Annotated in this window: 17 protein-coding genes; 7 read left to right on the top strand and 10 right to left on the bottom strand. The window is 65.8% G+C overall.

The annotated features are described in order from the left end of the window. Window positions 1–3 precede the first annotated feature (3 nt). Window positions 4–1,416: an argininosuccinate lyase gene (gene argH, locus OPU71_RS00470; RefSeq protein WP_267723895.1), complete on the bottom strand. Its 1,413-nt coding sequence runs from the start codon at window positions 1,414–1,416 to the stop codon at window positions 4–6. Between the two features lie 86 nt (window positions 1,417–1,502). Here argH and OPU71_RS00465 point away from each other — a divergent pair, with 86 nt between their 5' ends. The 3 genes from OPU71_RS00465 to OPU71_RS00455 are packed head-to-tail and all read left to right on the top strand — an operon-like array spanning window position 1,503 to window position 5,610. Beyond that, on the top strand, window positions 1,503–2,543 hold the full coding sequence (locus OPU71_RS00465) for a sensor histidine kinase (RefSeq protein WP_267723893.1): 1,041 nt from the start codon (window positions 1,503–1,505) through the stop codon (window positions 2,541–2,543). Beyond that, a complete protein-coding gene (locus OPU71_RS00460) occupies window positions 2,540–3,319 on the top strand; it encodes a LytR/AlgR family response regulator transcription factor (protein ID WP_267723890.1) in 780 nt (259 codons plus the stop codon). Before OPU71_RS00465 ends, OPU71_RS00460 begins: the two co-directional genes overlap by 4 nt. A gap of 32 nt (window positions 3,320–3,351) precedes the next feature. Beyond that, window positions 3,352–5,610 carry a GGDEF domain-containing protein gene (locus OPU71_RS00455; RefSeq protein ID WP_267723888.1) on the top strand — a complete coding sequence of 753 codons (2,259 nt, stop codon included), beginning with the start codon at window positions 3,352–3,354 and terminating at the stop codon, window positions 5,608–5,610. A gap of 18 nt (window positions 5,611–5,628) precedes the next feature. Here OPU71_RS00455 and ppc read toward each other — a convergent pair whose 3' ends face one another. Further along, window positions 5,629–8,391, bottom strand: a complete 2,763-nt coding sequence (gene ppc, locus OPU71_RS00450) for a phosphoenolpyruvate carboxylase (RefSeq protein WP_267723886.1) — start codon at window positions 8,389–8,391, stop codon at window positions 5,629–5,631. 206 nt (window positions 8,392–8,597) lie between these two features. Between ppc and hemC the strand changes: the two genes are divergently transcribed. From hemC to OPU71_RS00430, 4 genes are read left to right on the top strand one after another with little or no spacing between them, the layout of a single operon-like run. Further along, window positions 8,598–9,533 carry a hydroxymethylbilane synthase gene (gene hemC / locus OPU71_RS00445; RefSeq protein ID WP_267723884.1) on the top strand — a complete coding sequence of 312 codons (936 nt, stop codon included), beginning with the start codon at window positions 8,598–8,600 and terminating at the stop codon, window positions 9,531–9,533. A 7-nt stretch (window positions 9,534–9,540) separates the two neighbouring features. Beyond that, on the top strand, window positions 9,541–10,320 hold the full coding sequence (locus OPU71_RS00440) for a uroporphyrinogen-III synthase (RefSeq protein WP_267723882.1): 780 nt from the start codon (window positions 9,541–9,543) through the stop codon (window positions 10,318–10,320). A 25-nt stretch (window positions 10,321–10,345) separates the two neighbouring features. Then, complete coding sequence (locus tag OPU71_RS00435) at window positions 10,346–11,428, top strand: uroporphyrinogen-III C-methyltransferase (RefSeq protein WP_267723879.1); 1,083 nt, start codon at window positions 10,346–10,348, stop codon at window positions 11,426–11,428. 10 nt (window positions 11,429–11,438) lie between these two features. Beyond that, on the top strand, window positions 11,439–12,614 hold the full coding sequence (locus tag OPU71_RS00430) for a heme biosynthesis HemY N-terminal domain-containing protein (RefSeq protein ID WP_267723877.1): 1,176 nt from the start codon (window positions 11,439–11,441) through the stop codon (window positions 12,612–12,614). Window positions 12,615–13,071: 457 nt separating this feature from the next. Here the strand turns inward: OPU71_RS00430 and OPU71_RS00425 are convergent, their stop codons facing one another. The 8 genes from OPU71_RS00425 to dusB all read right to left on the bottom strand — a co-directional run bounded on the left by OPU71_RS00425 (window position 13,072) and on the right by dusB (window position 20,801). Continuing rightward, window positions 13,072–14,250, bottom strand: coding sequence for an acetylornithine transaminase (locus OPU71_RS00425; RefSeq protein ID WP_267723875.1), 1,179 nt, complete (start codon window positions 14,248–14,250; stop codon window positions 13,072–13,074). A gap of 217 nt (window positions 14,251–14,467) precedes the next feature. Beyond that, window positions 14,468–15,397 carry an oxygen-dependent coproporphyrinogen oxidase gene (hemF, locus tag OPU71_RS00420; protein ID WP_267723873.1) on the bottom strand — a complete coding sequence of 310 codons (930 nt, stop codon included), beginning with the start codon at window positions 15,395–15,397 and terminating at the stop codon, window positions 14,468–14,470. A 143-nt stretch (window positions 15,398–15,540) separates the two neighbouring features. Further along, window positions 15,541–16,023: a GNAT family N-acetyltransferase gene (locus tag OPU71_RS00415; protein WP_267723871.1), complete on the bottom strand. Its 483-nt coding sequence runs from the start codon at window positions 16,021–16,023 to the stop codon at window positions 15,541–15,543. Window positions 16,024–16,032: 9 nt separating this feature from the next. Further along, entirely contained in the window at window positions 16,033–17,307 is a 1,275-nt protein-coding gene (purD, locus tag OPU71_RS00410; protein WP_267723869.1) for a phosphoribosylamine--glycine ligase, read from the bottom strand. After that, a complete protein-coding gene (locus OPU71_RS00405; RefSeq protein ID WP_267723867.1) occupies window positions 17,304–17,918 on the bottom strand; it encodes a hypothetical protein in 615 nt (204 codons plus the stop codon). The genes purD and OPU71_RS00405 overlap by 4 nt, the downstream gene beginning before the upstream one ends. A gap of 2 nt (window positions 17,919–17,920) precedes the next feature. Beyond that, the gene (gene purH / locus OPU71_RS00400; RefSeq protein WP_267723865.1) at window positions 17,921–19,510 is read right to left on the bottom strand and encodes a bifunctional phosphoribosylaminoimidazolecarboxamide formyltransferase/IMP cyclohydrolase; all 1,590 of its coding nucleotides are present in this window, start codon (window positions 19,508–19,510) and stop codon (window positions 17,921–17,923) included. Between the two features lie 14 nt (window positions 19,511–19,524). Further along, on the bottom strand, window positions 19,525–19,761 hold the full coding sequence (locus tag OPU71_RS00395) for a Fis family transcriptional regulator (protein ID WP_267723863.1): 237 nt from the start codon (window positions 19,759–19,761) through the stop codon (window positions 19,525–19,527). Next, entirely contained in the window at window positions 19,758–20,801 is a 1,044-nt protein-coding gene (gene dusB / locus OPU71_RS00390) for a tRNA dihydrouridine synthase DusB (RefSeq protein ID WP_267723861.1), read from the bottom strand. Before dusB ends, OPU71_RS00395 begins: the two co-directional genes overlap by 4 nt. Window positions 20,802–20,879: the final 78 nt, after the last annotated feature.

The following is a 20,879-nucleotide window of genomic DNA, read 5'->3' as shown; positions in this document are numbered from 1 at the left end:
GCCTTAACCGAGACGAGTGCGCGTCCGTGCGATGGCTGCGCGGACCTGCTCGGGCGCGGTGCCGCCGATGTGGTTGCGGCCGGCAAGCGCGCCTTCCACCGTGAGGACCTTGAATACGTCGCCGGTGATCAGCGGAGAAAAGCCTTGCAGCGTTTCAAGCGGCAGATCGGGCAGATCGCAGCCGCGGGTTTCGGCCTCACGTACGGCGCGCGCCACCGCTTCGTGTGCGTCGCGGAAGGGCAGGCCGCGTTTGACGAGGTAGTCGGCCAGTTCTGTGGCGGTGGCGAAGCCTTGCTTGAGGGCGTCGCGCATCGCTTCAGGCTTGACGCGGATGCCCGCCGCCATGTCGGTGAAGATCCGCAGGCTGTCGATCAGCGTGTCGGCAGTGTCGAAAAGCGGTTCCTTGTCTTCCTGATTGTCTTTGTTGTAGGCCAGCGGCTGGCCCTTCATCAGGGTGAGCAGGGCGATGAGGTGACCGTTCACACGGCCGGTCTTGCCGCGAACCAGCTCGGGCACGTCGGGGTTCTTCTTCTGCGGCATGATCGAGCTGCCGGTGCAGAAGCGGTCGGCGAGGTCGATGAAGCCGACGCGCGGGCTCATCCAAAGGATCAGCTCTTCTGACAGGCGCGAGAGGTGCATCATCGCCAGGGCGGCGGCGGCGGTGAATTCAATCGCGAAGTCACGGTCGGAGACCGCATCGAGCGAGTTCTCGCACACCGCCTCAAACCCGAGTTCGCGTGCGACGAACTCGCGGTCGATCGGGTAGCTGGTGCCGGCCAGTGCCGAGGCGCCCAGCGGCAGGCGGTTGATGCGGCGGCGGGCGTCGACAAACCGTTCGGCGTCGCGGCGCGCCATTTCCACATAGGCCATGAGGTGGTGACCGAAGGTCACCGGCTGTGCCACCTGCAGGTGCGTGAAGCCGGGCATCGGGGTGGCGGCATGCTGTTCGGCCAGTTCGCACAGCGCGCGCTGGAATTCGCCAAGCAGGCCGACGATCTGATCGACCGCGTCGCGCAGCCACAGGCGGATATCGGTGGCCACCTGGTCGTTGCGCGAGCGGCCGGTATGCAGGCGTTTGCCGGCGTCGCCGACCAGGGTTGTGAGCCGCTTTTCAATGTTGAGGTGCACGTCCTCCAGATCCAGGCTCCACTCGAACTGGCCGGCGGCGATTTCCTGCTTGATTTGCGCCATACCGCGTTCGATGTCCGCAAGGTCTTGCGCGCCGATGATGTATTGCTTGGCGAGCATTTTTGCGTGTGCGAGCGAGCCGCGAATGTCTTGTTCGGCCATGCGGCAATCGAAGAAGACCGAAGCGGTGAATCGCTTGACCAGGTCGGAGACGGGTTCGTTGAAACGGCCTGACCAGGCTTTCGAATCGCCAGTTTCAGTGTGCGGGGGCTGTGAACGCTCTGTCATAATCTGCGGAATCCAAGCACGGGCGCGGCTCAGTCGGGCTGGGCGGTGCGTGTAAAGAAAGGTGCGGCATTGCGCCGCAGGAATCGATGGCGAGTATACGGCAAAAGCCTTCCCAGCCTGCTTTGGCGCTGCGCGGCGCCGCGCTTGCACCGCCGGATTTCCGCAATCTGGGCGTGATGCTGCGTTGCTTGCTGGGCATCAACCTGATCGCGCTGGTCACGGTTTCGCTGCGGGCAGATTCGCCCGAGCAATTCGTCCGCGACGCGCTTGCCATGGCGGGCGTGCTGGAGCTGCCGCTGATGATGGTGTTGCTGCTGGCTTACCTTGCGAGCCCGATGATCGCGCGCCAGGGCTACCGGCAGGCGACGCTGATGCTGCTGGGCCTGACGGTGTTCGTGGTGATTGCCACCTACCCCTTGCTCTCGGCGATCTCTGAAGGGGGCAGCCTGCTGCGGTGGTGTGCCTGGGCGAGCGGCGCGGTTGCGATCCTGATGGCCTATTTTCACTGGCGTGCCGCTATGGCAACGCCGGCCCTGGCCGAGGCGCGTGTGCTTGCGCTCAATGCGCGCATCCGGCCGCACTTTTTCTTCAATAGCCTTAACGGCGTGCTGGGTGTGATCCGCTCCGATCCGCGGCGGGCCGAGCAGGCGCTTGAATCGCTGGCGGATTTGTTCCGTAGCGTCATGCGGGAGAATCGCGACCTGGTGACCGTGGGCGATGAGATCGAACTGGTCAATCGCTATCTCGACCTTGAGCGCCTGCGCCTCGGTGAGCGTTTGCAAGTGGCATGGGATCTGCGCCACTGTCCGCTGGATGCGAAAGTGCCACCGTTGATGCTGCAGCCACTGGTCGAGAATGCGGTGTATCACGGCATCGAGCCTTCCGCGCAGCCGGGGCAGATCCGCATTCGCGTGTATCGCAAGGGGCGCGAGCTGGTGATCAAGGTGGCGAACCCGGTGCTTGCCGAATCGCGTCACCAGCAGGGCAACCGGATGGCCCTTGCCAACATCCGGGAGCGACTGATGCTGTTTTTCGACATCGAGGCAAACATGGAAAGCGGAATGCACGAAGGCGTCTATCTGGTCGAGATCCGCATGCCCTTGCGTCGCGAGGAGGGGCGGAAATGAACGCGGTGACTGCGCCGCTGGGCGTGCTCGTGGTGGACGATGAAGCGCCTGCGCGCGAGCGCCTGCGCGATCTGCTGGGCGACATTGCGGCGCAGCAGCCGACCCGCATTGTTGGCATGGCGGCCAACGGGCACGAGGCCTTGCGCCTGATTGAAGCGCAGCCGGTTGATCTGATGCTGGTCGATATCCGCATGCCGGGGATGGACGGCATTGAGCTCGCGCAGCATGTTGCGCGGCTCGCGGCCCCGCCTCGTATCGTGTTTGTGACGGCCTACGATCAGTACGCAGTCGATGCTTTTGAACTCAATGCGATCGATTACCTGCTCAAGCCGGTTCGTGCCCAGCGCCTTGAGGCCGCCATTGCCAAGGTGCGCGCCAGCATGCCGGTCGCGCGCGACTCGCTGGACCGGATCGCCGAGCCCCGGCGCCACTTTTCGGTGAGCGAACGCGGGCGCATCGCGCTGATTCCGGTGACCGACGTGCTCTTCCTCAAGGCGGAACTCAAGTATGTGACCGCGCGAACCGTCGAGCGTGAATACCTGCTGGACGAATCGCTGGTGCAACTGGAGCAGGAATTCCCCGAGCGCTTCGTGCGGATTCATCGCAACTGCCTGATCGCGCGTGCAGCGGTCGCGGGCTTTGAACGTGACGAAGCGGCCGAGCATTGGCTGGTCAGGATCTGCGGGTTTGACGAAAAGCTTCCGGTGAGTCGTCGTCAGTGGCCTGCCGTGCGCGCCGCCCTGCTGGGCAACGAGCCCGGGTCCGGGGTCAAGTAAGCGAGCCCTTGCGCCGATAAGTGCGGGTGACCATGAATACTTCTGTCTTTCCCGTGCGGCCGTTGACGATTGGCGTGCTGGTAGCCGATATCGACACGGCCTTCGCCCTGCGCCAGGTGAGCGGCATCATTGAGCAGGGGCAGGCGCTGGGCGCGCGGGTGGTCTTTCTGCCCGGCAGTCAGCCCGAGAGCACGTCGGAATTCGACCGGCAGTTCAATCTTGTCTTCCGCTTGCCCGATGCCACCGCCTTCGACGGCCTCCTGGTGATCGGCACCACCCTGCAGTACCACCTCGGCCCGCGAGATCTCGAGGCGTTTCTCAAAAGCCTGCCGCCGGTGCCGGTGGTGTCGCTGGGCTTCGCGTCGCAGGACGTGCCGAGCGTGGTTAACGACAACCTGGGCGGCTTTCGTGATCTCGTGACCCACCTGATCGAAGCCCACGGCTGCCGGCGGATAGCGATGATCGCCGGGCCGCAAGGGCAGGGCGAGGCGGAGGAGCGCCTTGAGGGTTGGCGCCAGGCTTGCGCTGCGGCCGGCATCGAAATCGATCCTCAGTTGCTGGTGTACGGCAGCTTCAGCCAGGCCAGCGGGCGTGCGGCCATGGTCACCTTGCTCAAACGTGGCGCGGCCTTCGATGCCGTGGTGGCGGCCAATGACGAAATGGCCCTCGGTGCCATGGCCTGCGCGGTGGAGCATGGCATGCACGTGCCGGAAGCGCTGCGTTTCGGCGGGTTTGACGACATCCTCGCCGCCGGGCGTCTGGGGGTTGGGCTCACCACGATCAACCAGTCGCACTACGAACTGGGGCGCGTTGCGGTCGAACGCCTGATCGCGCTGATCGGCGGGGCCTCGCTGGCGCCGCTCATCCGCGTGCCGACCCGCCTGGTACGGCGGCAATCGTGCGGCTGTGCGGCGGCGCTGATCGATTCACTCGCGCTCGCCACCGATCTGCCGCAGCGCCTGGCCGGCATGCTGGAGGAACTGGCGGTCGCGCCCGAGCACGAGGCGCACTATCGTGAAGCGATCCGGCAGATCGAGCGCGGCTTGTCCAGCGCACTTGATGCGGCGGATTTCCAGCCCTTGCTCGCGGCGGTGCATGCGGTGGCACGCGAGACGCTCGCCGTCGAAGGCCATGTGTTCGGCGTGCAGGCCATGCTGGTGGCCGCACAGCGTTGGCTGATCGAACCGCGGCAGCTTGATGCGCGCACCTGGACTTCGGTTGCGCGCTGGTTGCAGCAAGCCCAGATTGCGCTGGCGGGGCTGCAGGACGTGGCCATGCAGGAGCGGCACCGCCTTCACAGCGAGCGGGCGCTCGCGTTTCGGGATCTGCTCAAGACACGGATCGCGACCTTTGATCTGCAGAAGCTGCTCGTGCATCTGTCCGAAGCGCTTGCCGATCTGAAGCTCGATACCTGTTGCATCGCGCTGTACGCGGGCGGCGAGCGCGTGGCCAGCGTGGACGACGACGCGCTGCCGCCCGAGGCGAGCCTGCTCTACGCCTTCATTGGCGGGCGCGAGCACCGCGAGCTGCATGGCGAACGCTTCCGCACTCACGACGTGTTGCCCGCGGCCGCATGGGAACTCGCCGCGCGGCGTTCGGCGCTGATTGTGTATCCGGTATTCCACGGCGCCGAGCACTTCGGCTTCATCGTGTTCAGCGTCGATCCGGTGGCTGGCGGGCCGTGGGAAACCATTCGCGACGAGGTGTCATCGGCCATCAAGGCCTCTTTGCTGGTGTCGGAGCTGGCCGCCGCGCGTGACGCCTTGCGCAGCGACCTGGCCCAGGCCAGAGAAGGCCAGCGCGAGCTTGCAAACATCGCCCAGCGCGACGAGCTGACCGGCCTCTTCAACCGGCGCGGCTTCTTGCGCGAAGCCCGCCAGCTGGCCGAGCGCCTGCACGCAGACGTATTGGCGACCGCGGTGATCTTCGCTGATCTAGATGGACTCAAGCAGATCAACGATCAGCACGGTCATGCCGCGGGGGATCTGGCGATCCAGCAGGCCGCCGATGTGCTGCGCAAGGGGTTTCGCGCCAGCGATCTGATCGGCCGCATCGGCGGTGACGAGTTCGTCGTGCTGACCGCCAACGCCGATCCCGATGCCCTGATCACGATGCGCGAGCGGATCTACCGCCTGTTCGAGCGTGCAAGCTGGGATCTGCCCTTTCCGCTTGCCTGTAGTCTGGGCTACATCGTCTCGCCGCCGGGCGTTGAAGCCTCGATCGAAGACATGCTCGCGCGGGCCGACATCGTGCTGTACGAAGAAAAACGGCGCCGCAAGGGCGCCGTCTGAGTCCCCGCGCGAACGCGCTCAGCCCGAATTGCGCAAGCCGGCCGCGATGCCGTTGATTGACAGGTGGATGCCGCGCTTGATGCGCTCTTCCTGATTGCCGTCGCGGTAGCGGTGCAGCAGCTCGACCTGCACATGGTTGAGCGGGTCGAGGTAGGGGAAGCGGTTGCGGATCGAGCGCTTGAGCAAGGGGTTGCCATCGAGCAGTTCGGCCTGGCCGGTGATTGCAAGCAGCGCGTCAATCGTTGCCTGGTGCTCTGCGCGGATGCGCGGGAAGATCGCGTTGCGCAATTCCTCGTCGCGCACCAGCGCAGCGTAGCGCGAGGCGATTGCGATATCGCTCTTGGCCAGCACCATGTCCATGTTCGACAACATGGTTGCGAAGAAGGACCACTCCTTGTGCATGTTCTGCAGTACTTGCATGCCGTCGGGGCGCTCGGCGAGGAAGGCGCGCACCGCCGCGCCAAAACCGAACCAGCCCGGCAGCATCAGCCGGCACTGCGCCCACGAGAACACCCACGGAATCGCGCGCAGGTCTTCGATCGCGGTGGTCTTCTTGCGTGAAGCCGGGCGGGAGCCGATGTTCAGGTGCGCGATCTCGGAGATCACCGTCGATTCCCAGAAGTACTTCTCGAAGCCTTCGGTTTCATAGACGAGGCCGCGGTAGGCCTTGAAGGCATGCTCCGAAAGGCGGTCCATGACCTCAAGGTACTCGGGCCGAGGCGCTGCTTCCGGGTGGGCGAGCAGCGTTGCCTCGAAGGTTGCCGCGGCAAGCACTTCCAGGTTGCGCTGGCCGACTTCCGGATTCGCGTACTTCGACGAAATGACTTCGCCCTGCTCGGTGAGGCGGATCTTGCCCTGCACCGCGCCGCCCGGCTGCGCCAGGATCGCCTGGTAGCTGGGGCCGCCACCGCGGCCAACCGAGCCGCCGCGGCCGTGGAACAGGCGCATCTTCACGCCGTGGCGCTTGAACACGTCGATCAGCTGGATCTCGGCCTTGTAGAGCTCCCAGCCGGAGGTCATGAAGCCGCCGTCCTTGTTGGAGTCGGAATAGCCTAGCATCACCTCGTGCATGTCGCCGCGGCTGGTAAGGATTTCGCGGTAACCGGGGATCGCGAAGAGGCGATCCATCGTGGCGCTGGCGGCCTGCAGGTCGCCAATGGTTTCGAACAGCGGCACGATGTTCACATCGATCGTGCGCTCGTGCGGCCGCAGCAGGCCGACTTCCTTGAGCAGCAGCGCCAGTTCGAGCATGTCGGATACGCCGTCGGTCTTCGAGATGATGACGTTCTGGATGCAGTCCTTGCCGTACTGGCCGTGTGCTTCGGCGGCGGCACGGAAGATGTTCAGTTCGCCGACGGTTTCTTCCGAGTACTTGATGAAGGCCGAGGCCAGCGGGCGCGGTGAGGCGAGCTCTTCGAGCAGCGCCGCGATGCGGCCTTCTTCGTCCAGCGCAAGGTAGTCGAAGCCGGGGCGCACGGCGGCAAGCAGTTCGGCCACGGTGCGTTCATGCACGTCAGAGTTTTGCCGCAAGTCGATTGCAGCAAGGTGGAAGCCGAACACCTTGACCGCGCGGCGCAGGCGGCGCAGACGGCCCATCGCCAGCGCGCCGGAGCCATTGGCGACCAGCGAGCGATGCACGATGTCCAGATCGGCCAGCAGGTCGGCTGCGTAGGCATAGGGTTCGGCCACGCCGATCGGCGGGCGGCCGACACGGTGCCCGAGCAGGCGCTCGGCGGTGGCGTACATGCGTGCGTAAATGCCGACCAGTGCGCGGCGGTAGGGCTCGTCGCCGCGATGCGGCGACTTGTCCGGCGAGCGCTCGGCCAGTTCAAGCAGTTGGTCGGACGCACTCACCAGCAACTGCGCGAGCGACAGCTCACTGCCAATGATGTGCAACTCGTGCAGGTAGAACTCCAGCGCAACGCTTGCCTGCATGCGCAGGGCTTCGCGCAGGACTTCGGCGGTAACGAAGGGGTTGCCGTCGCGGTCGCCGCCGATCCAGCTGCCCATGCGCAGGAAGGCGGGCAGCTCCATCGTCTTCCAGCTCTCGTCCTGCTTGGCGAGCATGTTCTCAAGCGCGACGTAGAGCTTGGGCAGTTCGCGCAGGAAGGTGTAGCTGTAGTACGAGAGGCCGTTATCGACTTCGTCGAGCACCGACAGCTTGGTCGGGCGCAGCATGCGTGTCTGCCACATCGTCAGCACGGCGCGGCGCAGCGCGGCATCGTTCTCTTCGATTTCTTCCGGCGTCATCTGGATGCGGTCGCGCGCATCCAGGAACTGGGCGATCTTGAGCTGACAATTGAGGATGCTCTTGCGTGACACCTCGGTCGGGTGCGCGGTGAGCACCGGGCCGACCATCGCGTCATCAAAGAAGTCGGCGATCTGGCTTGTGGTGACGCCGGCTTCGAGCGCGGCTTCGATCGCACGCGCCATCGTGCCCTCTCGTGGTGCAGATCCGGCAATCGCATGCGCCCTTGAGCGGCGGATGTGGTGCTGGTCTTCCGCGATGTTCGACAGGTGCGAGAAGTAGCTGAAAGCGCGCACGACGTGGATCGTCTGGTCGCGCGAGAGCGAATCGAGCATGGCTTCGAGTTCGCGGCGTGCGGCGATGTCGTCATCGCGGCGGAAGCGGATCGATGTCTGGCGCACGCGTTCGATCAGGTCAAAAGCCGCTTCGCCCTCTTGGGCGCGTACGGTGTCGCCAAGAATCCGGCCCAGAAGGCGGATGTCTTCTTTGAGAGGGAGGTCCTTTGCTGCTTCCTGCTTAGCCTGATCGCTCATGGTCGGTCGTTCGAGTAGGGTTGGGGGTGGGCCCCGGGCGGCGCTCGTGATGCATGGGGGCAAGCACCGCGCGAAAAAGTCGCAATTTTGACATTGCAGCGCAATATTTTGAAGCTTATCAGTCCTTTGCCGTCATCCGCCGATCAAAAATTGTGCAGTGATACTATCCAACTCCTTATTGTTTCCGCCTCCCGGGCACCGACAACGTGAGTCCTCAAGCACCTGAACGCATCGTCATCGCTACCCGCGAAAGCCGCCTTGCCCTGTGGCAGGCCGAACACGTGAAGTCGCTGTTGCAAGGACTGTACCCGCAGGCCCAAGTCGAATTGCTCGGCATGACCACCCGCGGCGACCAGATCCTCGATCGCGCCCTCTCGAAAGTCGGGGGCAAGGGCCTGTTCGTGAAGGAGCTGGAGACCGCCTTGCTGGATGGCCGCGCGGACATTGCGGTGCATTCGATGAAGGACGTGCCGGCCCAACTGAGCGATCCTTTCTGCATTGCGGCCATTCTTGAGCGCGAATCACCGCTCGATGCCCTGGTCTCGAACAAGTACGCCTCGCTGGACGAAATGCCGCCGGGTGCGGTGGTGGGCACTTCGAGCCTGCGCCGTGAGGCACAGATCCATGCGATGTATCCGTATCTGGGGGTGACGCCCTTGCGTGGCAACCTGGACACCCGCTTGCGCAAGCTCGACGAAGGCCAGTACGACGCCATCGTGCTCGCGGCGGCCGGTCTCAAGCGCCTCGGCCTTGCCGGGCGGATCCGCGCGACGCTGCCTGCCGAGCTGTCTTTGCCCGCGGCCGGGCAGGGTGCGCTGGCGATTGAAACGGTCGCGGCGCGCGACGACGTGCGCGCCTGGCTTGCGCCCTTGGCCGACCGCGACACCACCGCCTGCGTGATGGCTGAGCGCACTGTCACCCAAGCGCTCGGCGGCGGGTGCGAAGTACCGATCGGCGTGTTCGCGCAAATCTCCGACGCGCAGATGTACCTGCGCGGTTTCGTGGCATTGCCCGATGGCAGCCGCTTCGCGCGGGCGGAGTTGCGCGGTGCGCCGGCCGATGCGCAGGTACTGGGCATGCAACTGGCCGACGCCCTGCGCGAACAAGGCGCGGCCGAAATCCTGGCGCAATGCGCCGCGTGATTGACTGATGCCCGGCGCACTGGCCGGCCGCACGATTGCCGTGACGCGGCCGCTCTTGCAGGCGCAGGGGCTCGCGGCGGCAATCCGGCAGCAGGGCGGCGAGGTATTCGCCTTGCCGCTGCTCGAGATCGCCGCGCTGGAAGATCGCGCTGGTTTTGCGCCACTGGCCGCCGAACTGGATGCCTACGAGCTGGTGTTTTTTGTCAGCGCCAATGCCGTGGCCTACGGATTGGACGGCCTGCGGGCTTTTCGGGCCTGGCCACCTGGGCCGGCGGTGGCAACCGTCGGGCCTGGCAGCGAGGCCGCCTTGCGCGCGGCCGGGTTTGCCACCGTCATCGCGCCGCCGGAGCAGTTCGATTCCGAGGGCGTGCTGGCCTTGCCGCAGTTCGCACCAGACGCGATTGCCGGCAAGCGCGTCCTGATCCTGCGGGGCGATGGCGGGCGCGAATTGTTGAGCGATGCGCTCAGCGCGCGCGGCGCGCGGGTCAGCGCCTTCACCTGTTACCGGCGGCGCGCCGCCACGCTGGATGTGCCCGCGCTGCTGGCGGCGCAGGCACAAGGCCAAGTCGATGCGCTCACCCTGACAAGCAGCGAAGCGGTGCGGCATCTGGCCGCGCAGTTGCACGGGCAGGGCGGCGATGTGTTGCTGAGGCTGCCGGTTTTTGCGCCGCACGCGCGGGTGGTGGAATGCGCGCGAAGCTGTGGTTTCCAGCAGGTCACCCTTACCCCAGGTGGAGATGCGGGCCTGCTGGCGGGGCTTTGCGCACACTTCCGAGAGGCGCCCTGACGGGGCCCTCGGTTATCATCTGCGGATGGACGAGACTCGCGAAACCCTCCCTCCCGCCCCGGCTCCCGAGCGCAAGCGTTGGCGCAGCCTGGGGACGCCCGTCGCGATTGCCGCCGCGATCGCCCTTGCCTTGCTGGCCTGGCAATGGATGGACACCCGCGCGCGGCTTGAATTGCTGCAGCAGCAAGTGGCGCAGCGACTGGGTGAATCGGATGCCGCGACCCGCGAGGTCAAGGGGCGCGCCAAGGAAGTCCAGGATTCCCTGCAGGCGCTGGGCAATCGCCTTGCGGTGCAAGAGGCCCGGATCGCTGAATCGCAGGGTCAGCAAGCGGCGCTTGAGGCGCTCTACCAGGATCTTTCGCGGTCGCGCGACGAGTGGGTGCTGGCGGAAGTGGAGCAGGCGCTCAACATCGCCCAGCAGCAGTTGCAGCTTGCCGGCAACGTGCAGGCCGCGCTGATCGCACTGCAAAGCGCCGAAGCGCGTCTGGCCGGTTTCGAACGCCCGCAGTTGCTGCCACTGCGCAAGTCGATCGCGCGCGACATCGAGCGCCTCAAGGCGCTGCCAATGGCCGACATCTCCGCGATGGGGCTGGCGCTGGAAAACCTGATCGAGCGGATCGATACGCTGCCACTCGCTTTTGAGCATTCGCCGCCCAAGCCTGCCGAGAAGGCCCGCAAGGCACAGGCAGCGGCCAAACCTGTGGCGGCTGCGTCTGCACCGGTCGAAGCTGCGGCGCCGCCGTGGTACGAGCAGTTGCTGGGCGATTTCTGGCATGAAGTGCGCGGTCTGATCCGTATCGAGCGGCTTGACCGCCCTGACCCGGCCTTGCTGTCCCCGTCGCAAACCGTCTTCCTGCGCGAAAACCTGCGCCTGCGCCTGTTGTCGGCCCGCCTTGCGCTCCTGCAGCGCGATGGACGCGTCTTCCGCGAAGACACGAAGCAGGCTGCCGCATGGATGGAACGCTACTTCGACGTCAGCGACCGCGATGTCGCGATGCGGCTGACGGATCTGCGCAAGGCGCAGGGTGCCAAGCTTGCGGTTGAATTGCCCAACCTGAACGAGACGCTGGCCGCGCTGCGCAATGCACGCCTGGCCGGCGTGCGCTGAGGGGGCGCCCATGATGCGCGCCTTGTTCTGGCTGCTCGCCATGTTTGCGCTGGCCGCTGGCCTCGCCATCGTGGCGCGGTACAACGATGCCTACGCGCTGTTCGTCTGGCCGCCCTGGCGACTGCATATCTCGCTCAATCTGCTGGCGATCCTGGCGGTCGCGCTGTTCGCGGCCGCTTACGTGATGACGCGCCTGGTCGCGCGCGCGCTGGCGCTGCCGACTTCGGTGGCGGCGTTTCGCGCACGCCAGCGCAAGGCCAGCGCGATCCAGGCCCTGCACGACGCGCAGCGATTTCTGGTGGAAGGCCGTTATGGCCGCGCCCACGCCCAGGCGGACGCAGCCTACCGCGCCAATGAATCCCCGGGCCTGGCGGCGCTGATCGCCGCCCGCGCCAGCCACGCCATGCGCGAACAGGTGCGGTGCCAGGAATGGTTGCGCCGCGCCAGCGAGCATGACCGCGAAGTGCGGGTGGCCCGCTTGATGACCGAGGCCGAGTTCGCGGTGGCAGACCGGCGCTTCGATGTAGCCGCCGAGCGCCTTGAAGCCCTGCGTGCCGGCGGGCATCGGCATATCGCCGCCTTGCGCCTTTCGGTGCAGACGGCCGCGGCACGCGGCATGTGGGCCGACGTGCTGCGCCTGGCGCGGCAGCTGGCCAGCCACCGCGCATTTACGGCCGAGCAGGCGGCGCCGTTGATCCGCCGCGCTCACCTCGAAACCCTGCGCGAGCACGAGGTGAACCCCGATGCGCTGACGCGCTACTGGCGCCAGATCCCCAAGCCCGAGCGGAATGACCGCGTGCTGGTGCGCGATGCCGCCTTGATCCTCAACGCAGCGGGCCGGGGTGAACTGGCGGCCGAAGCGATTGGCGATGCGCTCGATTCGGGCTGGGATTCGTCGCTGGCCGAACTCTACGGCCGTATCGAAGGGGGCGAACTAATCGCCCGCATCGGGCAGGCCGAACGCTGGCTGCGTGCGCAGCCGCGCGACGAACGCCTGCTACTGAGCCTGGGCCAGCTTTGCCTGCGGCAGCAATTGTGGGGTAAGGCGCAGAGTTATTTCGAAGCGTCGATCTCGGTGGCGCCCTCGCGCGCTGCCTACCTGGAGCTGGCGCGTCTGGCGGAACAGCTGGGCCGTAGCGAAGTCGCCCTGCACAACTTCCGGCTGGCCGCCGAAATCGGGCGCTGAACACCGCAGGGCGGGGCGCCCGCCTTTCACGTTGTCGGTGTCTTCGCCAGATCCCCGTGATGAATCGCCGAAAATGAAGACGAGTTCATGCGCCACCTGCAGGTAAGGCGGCTGCGGCAAGCTGGATGAGACCGCTTGCAGTGCTTGTTTTGGCGATGGTGCTCTGTGTTTTGGGCGGGCTGTGTGCCGCGCAGGACAAGATGCCAGTTCGCATCGGCGCTCTGGAGGGTTTTCGGGTGGCGGCGCGTCGATAGATGGGGCGATGTGCGATAACGCCGGCGATTCCGCTCAGGCCGCACGTGGCGTGCGCGAACTGCTGAGCCGCGATCGAGTCCTTGCTGGCGCAAGGGTGTGTCTCGCCGCAGCACAAGGAAAACCGTATCTTCCTGCTCGCGTCCGGCGGCCGCCGTGCCTGCGCCGCCCCTTTAGGCGAACGGAGGCAGGCGGCCACCGCGCATCAGGCTCCGGCGAGGACTTTGTCGAGCATCGTCAGCATCAGCTCGATTTCCGCAGTGCTCACGTTAAGGGCAGGCATCAGGCGCAGCGTGTGCGGGCGCGGCGCGTTCAGCAGCAGGCCGGCATCGCGCGCCCGCTCGACCAAGGCGCCGGCATTGCGTGCAGGGCCCAGATCCAGCGCGAGCAGCAGCCCTGCGCCGCGAACCTCACCCAGTCCGTGCTTCTTCGACAAGACCCGCAGGCCCGCGGCCATTGCTTCGCCAGCGTCGCGCACGCCGGCAAGAAAGCCCGGCGCTGCAACAATGTCGATCACCGCGTTGCCTACCGCCGCCATCAGCGGGTTGCCGCAGTAGGTGCCGCCCTGATCGCCGTGCACAAAACAGCATGCCGACTCGCGCGCCAGCAGGGCCGCAAGCGGCACGCCGCCGCCGATGCCCTTGGCGAGGGTGAGGATATCCGGCGTGATGCCGGCCGCCTCGAAGCGGAACAGCGTGCCGGTGCGACCGATGCCGGTCTGCACTTCATCGAGGATCAGCAGCAGGCCGCGCGCGTCGCACAGCGCGCGCAGTGCGCGCAGGAAATCCAGCTCGGCGGGCTGTACGCCGGCTTCGCCCTGGATCGGCTCCAGCATCACCGCCACCGTGTTGGGGCCGATCAGTGCCTCGACCGAATCGAGATCGTTCAAGACCGCCTTCGGGAAGCCCGGCACCTGGGGCGCGAAGATCCGGTCCCAGCCCGGCTTGCCGGACGCTGACATGGTGGCGAGCGTGCGGCCGTGGAAGGCGTCACCGAAAGTGATGATCTCGAAGGCGCCATTGCGGTGGAGTTGCCCCCACTTGCGTGCCAGCTTGATCGCGCCTTCGTTGGCCTCGGCGCCGGTGTTGCACAGGAAAGCCTGATCCAGCCCGGATAGCGCGGCGAGCTTGCCGGCCAGTTCGATCGCGGGTGCGTTGAAGAAGGCCGGGCCGGGGTTCACCACGGTCGCCGCTTGCTTGGCCAATGCCTGGGCGATCGCAGGATGTGCGTGGCCAAGGCAGTTCACCGCCCAGCCCTGGACGAAGTCCAGATAGCGTCGCCCCGCGGCATCCTCCAGCCAGGAACCTTCGCCGCGCACCATCACGGCATCGGGGCGGGCGGCAATGTTCATCAGCGCGTGGGCGGGGGCGTGCGGGGCATTCATCGAAGGCAACTCCTGTGGTCAGAAAAACAAAAAGGCCGCGGGGGAATCCGCGGCCTTGGCTGGGGTAGGGCTTGTCTGCTGCTCAGGCTAGCAAGCGTCTCCGATCCGGCGCGCGAACGGGCTCACATCGCGCGGGGCGCGACGTGCGATGCGGCGTCGGGAAGCGTGGGCGAGCAAGAGCATGGGGTCGGATGGTGCGGCGCAGCAGCGGGTGCTGTCAAGCACCTTTGAGCCAGTCGCGGCCGGAGAGGAAGTGCTCGTACAGCCGTGCTTCGGGCGAGCCAGCTTCCGGGTGCCAGTCGTAGCGCCACTTCACGATCGGCGGCATCGACATCAGGATCGACTCGGTGCGGCCGCCCGATTGCAGGCCGAACAGCGTGCCGCGGTCGAAGACCAGATTGAACTCGACATAGCGGCCGCGGCGGTAGGCTTGGAAATCGCGCTCCCGTTCGCCGTAGGGCTGCGCCCGGCGGCGTTCGACGATCGGCGTGTAGGCGCCAAGGAAGGCGTCGCCGACCGAGCGGGTCAGCGCGAAGGCGGTATCGAAATCAATCTCGCCGATGTCAGCGCTCGCGCCCAGGTCATCAAAGAAGATGCCGCCTACACCGCGCGGTTCGTTGCGGTGCTTGAGGAAGAAGTAGCGGTCGCACCATTCCTTGAAGCGCGGATGGTAGTCGGCACCGAAGGGCGCCAGCGCGTCACGGCAGGCGCGGTGGAAGTGAATCGCGTCCTCGTCGAAACCGTAGTAGGGCGTCAGGTCCATGCCGCCGCCGAACCACCACACCGGGTCGCGCCCTTCCGGGTAAGCGATGAAGAAACGCACGTTCAGATGCACCGTCGGCACATACGGATTGCGCGGATGCAGCACCAGCGACACCCCCATCGCCTCAAAGCGCGCGCCCGCCAGCTCGGGCCGGTGCGCGGTCGCCGACGCTGGCATGCCCCCTCCCATCACATGCGAGAAGTTGCAGCCGCCGCGCTCGAAGAGATGGCCTTCCTCGACCAAACGCGTCAGCCCGCCACCACCGGCCGGGCGCTCCCAGCTGTCGGTGCGGAACGGCGTGCCGTCCAATTGCTCCAGCGCGCTGACGATGCGGGCGTGGAGGTCGAGGAAGTAGGCTTTCGGCGCTGAGGATTCGGGCGTCATTTCATGGGCTCACGGTTAAGAAAGGCCTGAATAAGTGGCTGCGACGACGCATCGCTGCGTTGCGGCGTGCTCGCTCCCGCGCTTATCTCTTTGATATGTCTTGGTCGCTGCGCGCGCCGCGCCTTGCGCTGCATCCCTCTCGCTCACTTATTCAGACCTTCCTTGAGTGGATCGTGCGCGGAGGCAGCGAACTCGCGGCGGTATTTCACAAAACCGCGTTTGGTGGCGCTTGCGAACCCGTGCCGCTCGAAGAAGCGGTGGGCGGCCGTCCGGGTGGCACTGCTCAAGAGCATGATCTTCGAGCAATCCCGCTCAAGGCAGATCCGCTCAATTTCGCTGAGAAGGTATGTACCAATGCCTGCGCTGCGGTTCGCTTCATCAACGACGATGTTTTCCACCACCGCGAAGGGCTGATCGTTGAACATCGCGTCTGCGCAGAAACAAAGCAGCGCAGTGGCGATGACATCACCCGTGTCGTTGACGCTGACGAGCAAGCGGGTGGCCGGATCATCCTTCAGTTGCGAGAGCCGGGCGGGTGTAACGCTCACTCGGTCGCTGCCCAGCAGCTGCGAATACAGCCGGGCGATCGCCGGAGCGTCGCCCGGTTCGGCTACGCGTACGCTCACGCCAATGCGTCAGCTCTTGCGCCCGACCGCCCGGAAGCCAATGTCCTTGCGGTACTGCATGCCTTCGAAGCTGATCTTGTTGATGGCTTCGTAGGCGCGGGTCTGCGCTTCGCGGACCGAGTCGCCGAGCGCGGTGACGCAGAGCACGCGGCCGCCGGCGGTGACGACCTGGCCGTCCTGCTCGGCGGTGCCGGCGTGGAAGACCCAGACGTCGTCGGTCTGATGTTCGAGGCCGTTGATCACTGCGCCCTTCTTCGGATCGTCCGGGTAGCCGCCGGCGGCGAGCACGACGCCCAGCGCAACCCGGCGATCCCATTCGGTTTCGACTTCGTTGAGCTTGCCGGCGAGCGCGGCTTCGACCAGGTCCACCAGATCGGTCTTGAGGCGCGCCATGATCGGCTGCGTCTCCGGGTCGCCCATGCGGCAGTTGAACTCGACCACGCGGGGCTTGCCCTCGCCATCGATCATCAGACCGGCGTAGAGGAAGCCGGTGTAGGGCAGGCCGTCGGCGGCCATGCCGGCAAGGGTGGGGTTGATCACCTCACGCATCACGCGGGCGTGCACTTCGGGCGTGACGACCGGGGCGGGCGAGTAGGCGCCCATGCCGCCGGTGTTGGGGCCTTCGTCGCCATCCTTCAGGCGCTTGTGATCCTGCGAGGTGGCCAGCGCGAGCGCATGCCGGCCGTCGGCCATGACGATGAAGCTGGCTTCTTCGCCCTGCATGAATTCTTCGATCACCACGCGAGCACCGGCGTCGCCCATCTTGTTGCCGACCAGCATCATGTCGATCGCGGCGTGCGCTTCGGCCAGATCCATCGCGACGACGACGCCCTTGCCGGCTGCGAGGCCATCGGCCTTGATCACGATCGGCGCGCCTTCGGCGTCGACGTAGGCATGTGCCTGCGCGGCGTCGGAGAAGGTCTGGTACTTCGCGGTGGGGATCTTGTGGCGAACGAGGAACTGCTTGGCGAAATCCTTCGAGCTTTCAAGCTGGGCGGCAGCCTTGGTCGGGCCGAAAACCGGCAGCCCGGCGGCGCGGAAGGCGTCCACGATGCCGGCTGCAAGCGGGGCTTCGGGGCCGACCACGGTGAGGCCGATCTGCTCGTGCTTGACGAAGTCGATCAGCACCTGGATGTCGGTGATCGGCACGTTTTCAAGGTTCGCTTCGCGCGCGGTGCCGGCATTGCCGGGGGCGACAAACACCATCTGGATGCGCGGCGACTGGGCGAGCTTCCAGGCGAGCGCATGCTCGCGACCACCAGAACCAACTACAAGCAGTTTCATGGCTGCCAGGGCCTTTCTTTTTCGTTCAGCTTGAACCAGATGAAAAACACATTGCCGTTGCCCTTGCCGCCCGGTACGAAGGCGGTTTCGAGTGCCGCGTTCTTGAACCCGAGCGTGAAAGTCGGAAGTGCGGCCGGGAAGGGCGTGTAGTTTGCGTAGTCTTCACGCGCCATCAGGAACGCAGTGAAACCCAGGCCATAGTAGGCGCCGTTGAGGCGCGGCATATCCCACAGCCAGCTGCGTGCGTAGCCCACCATCCACGAGGGTTTCTCGTTCGAATCCTTGAAACCCATGGCGTACAGGCCTTGCCAGTCGCCGTCGGCGAGGTACTGGCTGCGGCCGAAGCCGAAGGCGGGCATCGGGCTTTCGTTGTAGCGGTTGCGTTGCTCCGCGGTGTAGGCGATGGGCAGGTGGTAGATCTTGGTCGGGAAGTAGGCGTTCCAGTCGCCGCTTTTGGCGAGTTCGGTCGTGGTGCTCACGGCCGAATCCCACCAGCGGGAATAGAACGGGGCTTCTGCCGCCTCGTCGCCCGCGAGTGCGGCACTTGAGGCGCTCAGCAGAATCAGCGGGCCGGCGAAGGCCCGCAAGCCTTGGTGCGATCGGTGCAGCACGATCAATGGCGGAAGTGGCGGATGCCGGTGAAGACCATCGCAACGTTCTGCTCGTCGGCGGCGGCGATCACTTCCGCATCGCGCACCGAACCACCCGGCTGGATCACGGCCGTCGCGCCGGCTTGCGCCAGCACGTCGAGGCCATCACGGAAGGGGAAGAATGCGTCGGATGCGACCGCGCAACCGGGGATCACGAGGCCGGCGTTGTCGGCCTTGATCTTGGCGATGCGCGCGGAATCGACACGGCTCATCTGGCCGGCACCGACACCGACCGTCATGCCGTCGCGGCAGTAAACGATGGCGTTCGACTTCACGTACTTGGCGACGCGCCAGGCAAACAGCAGGTCGGCCATTTCCTTGTCAGTCGGTGCGCGCTTCGTGACGACCTTGAGGTCGGCAGCCGTGATGCGCGCGTCGTCGTAGGTCTGCACCAGCAGGCCGCCACCGACACGCTTGAAGTCCAGTTGAGAGACCGGGCCCAGCGCGCAGGTCAGCACGCGCACGTTTTGCTTGGCGGCCAGCACGGCCAGCGCGCCGGCGGTGTAGGACGGCGCGATCAGCACTTCCATGAACTGGCCGGCAACCGCCTTGGCGGTGGCTTCGTCCACTTCGACGTTGAAGGCGATGATGCCGCCGAAGGCCGAGGTCGGATCGGTCTGGAAGGCCTTGCGGTAGGCTTCCTCGGCCGTTACACCAAGCGCCACACCGCACGGGTTGGCGTGCTTGATGATGACGCAGGCCGTGGTGTCGAAGGCCTTGACGCACTCCCAGGCCGCATCCGAGTCGGCGATGTTGTTGTACGAGAGTTCCTTGCCCTGCAGTTGGGCGTAGCCGGCAATGCCCCCCACCGCGCCGTTCGGGTCGCGGTAGAAGGCGGCGCTCTGGTGCGGGTTCTCGCCGTAGCGCATCTCCTGCACTTTGTCGAAGGCGAAATGGATGCGCGTCGGGTATTCGGCGCGCACCGGCGCCTCGGCCGGCACCAGCTTGTCGGCGTCAACCGCGGTCAGCCAGTTGGCGATCGCGCTGTCGTAGCGGGCGGTGTGGGTGTAGGCCTTGCGGGCGAGTTCAAAGCGTGTCTTGTACGATAGCTTGCCAGCGTTGGATTTGAGTTCGGCAATGATGTCAGCGTAGTCGGCCGGGTCGGTGACGATGCCAACGCCGCCGGCTTCGGTGCCGTGGTTCTTCGCCGCGGCACGGACCATGGTCGGGCCACCGATGTCGATGTTCTCGATTGCGTCTTCCAGCGTGCAGCCTTCCTTGGCCACGGTGGCCTGGAACGGATACAGGTTCACCACCACCAGGTCGATGCGCGGGATCTGGTGCGCGGCGAGCGTGTCGAGGTGCTCGGGCAGATCGCGGCGCGCGAGGATGCCGCCATGCACCTTCGGGTGCAGCGTCTTGACGCGGCCGTCGAGCATTTCTGGGAAGCCGGTGTAGTCACCCACGTCGGTCACCGGCAGGCCGGCATCGCGCAGTGCCTTGGAGGTGCCGCCGGTGGAAAGGAGCGCAACGCCGAGGGCGTGCAGTTCGCGGGCGAATTCGACGATGCCTTGCTTGTCGGAAACGCTGATGAGGGCTTGGGTGACGTTCATGGTTCGCAGGTCAATCAGAGTAGATCGTGGTCGGTCAGTTTGCGTCGCAAGGTGTTGCGGTTGATGCCCAGCATCTCGGCGGCCACCGTCTGGTTACCGCCCGCGTGTTTGAGCACGATTTCGAGCATCGGGCGCTCGACGTTGCGCAACACCATGTCGTACACCCCGGTCGGTTTCTCACCGTCCAGGTCCTTGAAGTAGCGTTCCAGCGCGCGGCGGACGCATTCGGCGATGTCTTCGGAGCGGCTCATGCCGCGAGCTCCTGCAATGGTTGTGAATCTGCGTGTTCGGCCAGTTCAACGTCGCACAGCCGGTCGCCGTGCTCGCCGAGTCGGCCGAAGAAATCATCGACGACCGCGAGCTGGCTCGCGACGTCCGGCTGCTGGTTCATCAGCTGCCTGAATGTGTTGGCACCGGCGATGCCCTTGGTGTACCAGCCGATGTGCTTGCGCGCGATGCGCACGCCGGCCTCTTCGCCGTAGAACGCGTACAGGTCGGCGAGGTGTTCGCGGCACACGCGGTGGATCTCGGCCACTTCGGGCGAGGGCAGCTCGCTGCCGGTCGCGAGGAAGTGTTCGATCTCGCGGAAGATCCAGGGCCGGCCCTGCGCGGCGCGGCCGATCATCACGCCGTCGGCGCCGGTGTGGGCCAGCACTTGCTGTGCCTTGCGCGGCGAATCGATGTCGCCGTTGGCGATGACCGGGATGCGGACTTGCTGCTTGACCGTGGCAATCGTGTCGTACTCCGCTTCACCCATGTACTGGTCGGCGCGGGTTCGGCCGTGGATTGCGATCGCGCGGATCCCTGATGCTTCTGCGATCTGCGCGATGCACGGCGCATTGCGGTTGGCGCGATCCCAGCCGGTGCGGAACTTCAGCGTCACCGGCAACTGGGGCACGGCGCTGACAACCGCTTCGAGAATGCGGCCGACCAGGGCTTCGTCCCGCATCAGCGCTGAACCGGCGGCGACGTTGCACACTTTCTTCGCCGGGCAACCCATGTTGATATCGATGATCTGCGCGCCGTTGTCGGCATTGAAGCGGGCGGCCTGCGCCATCATCGCCGGATCGGCGCCGGCGATCTGCACCGAGATCGGTTCGACTTCGCCGGCGTGGTCGGTGCGGCGGCGCGTCTTGTTCGTGGCGTACAGCAGCGCATTCGAGGTCACCATTTCCGAGACGGCCAGACCCGCGCCCATCCGCTTGCACAATTGGCGGAAAGGACGATCGGTCACGCCCGCCATGGGCGCGACGAAAAGATTGTTGCGAAGCTGGAAGCCGGCGAAGTGCATCGCTCAGGAATCGGGGGAGTGAGGCCGCGGAAAAAACGCGTGATTCTACCCGAGACGGGGAGGCGCACGAAGCGCGAT

Source organism: Niveibacterium sp. 24ML (assembly GCF_026586805.1).
GTDB lineage: Bacteria > Pseudomonadota > Gammaproteobacteria > Burkholderiales > Rhodocyclaceae > Niveibacterium.
The sequence above is the reverse complement of the archived record's forward strand: the minus strand, read 5'-3'. Positions and strand labels throughout refer to the sequence as shown.

What these genes read in the sequence shown, in the direction of transcription:
- argH (WP_267723895.1), bottom strand. Translation starts at nt 1,416, where the DNA reads ATGACAGAGCGTTCACAGCCCCCGCACACTGAAACTGGCGATTCGAAA.
- OPU71_RS00465 (WP_267723893.1), top strand. Translation starts at nt 1,503, where the DNA reads ATGGCGAGTATACGGCAAAAGCCTTCCCAGCCTGCTTTGGCGCTGCGC.
- OPU71_RS00460 (WP_267723890.1), top strand. Translation starts at nt 2,540, where the DNA reads ATGAACGCGGTGACTGCGCCGCTGGGCGTGCTCGTGGTGGACGATGAA.
- OPU71_RS00455 (WP_267723888.1), top strand. Translation starts at nt 3,352, where the DNA reads ATGAATACTTCTGTCTTTCCCGTGCGGCCGTTGACGATTGGCGTGCTG.
- ppc (WP_267723886.1), bottom strand. Translation starts at nt 8,391, where the DNA reads ATGAGCGATCAGGCTAAGCAGGAAGCAGCAAAGGACCTCCCTCTCAAA.
- OPU71_RS00440 (WP_267723882.1), top strand. Translation starts at nt 9,541, where the DNA reads ATGCCCGGCGCACTGGCCGGCCGCACGATTGCCGTGACGCGGCCGCTC.
- OPU71_RS00435 (WP_267723879.1), top strand. Translation starts at nt 10,346, where the DNA reads ATGGACGAGACTCGCGAAACCCTCCCTCCCGCCCCGGCTCCCGAGCGC.
- OPU71_RS00430 (WP_267723877.1), top strand. Translation starts at nt 11,439, where the DNA reads ATGATGCGCGCCTTGTTCTGGCTGCTCGCCATGTTTGCGCTGGCCGCT.
- OPU71_RS00425 (WP_267723875.1), bottom strand. Translation starts at nt 14,250, where the DNA reads ATGAATGCCCCGCACGCCCCCGCCCACGCGCTGATGAACATTGCCGCC.
- hemF (WP_267723873.1), bottom strand. Translation starts at nt 15,397, where the DNA reads ATGACGCCCGAATCCTCAGCGCCGAAAGCCTACTTCCTCGACCTCCAC.
- purD (WP_267723869.1), bottom strand. Translation starts at nt 17,307, where the DNA reads ATGAAACTGCTTGTAGTTGGTTCTGGTGGTCGCGAGCATGCGCTCGCC.
- purH (WP_267723865.1), bottom strand. Translation starts at nt 19,510, where the DNA reads ATGAACGTCACCCAAGCCCTCATCAGCGTTTCCGACAAGCAAGGCATC.
- OPU71_RS00395 (WP_267723863.1), bottom strand. Translation starts at nt 19,761, where the DNA reads ATGAGCCGCTCCGAAGACATCGCCGAATGCGTCCGCCGCGCGCTGGAA.
- dusB (WP_267723861.1), bottom strand. Translation starts at nt 20,801, where the DNA reads ATGCACTTCGCCGGCTTCCAGCTTCGCAACAATCTTTTCGTCGCGCCC.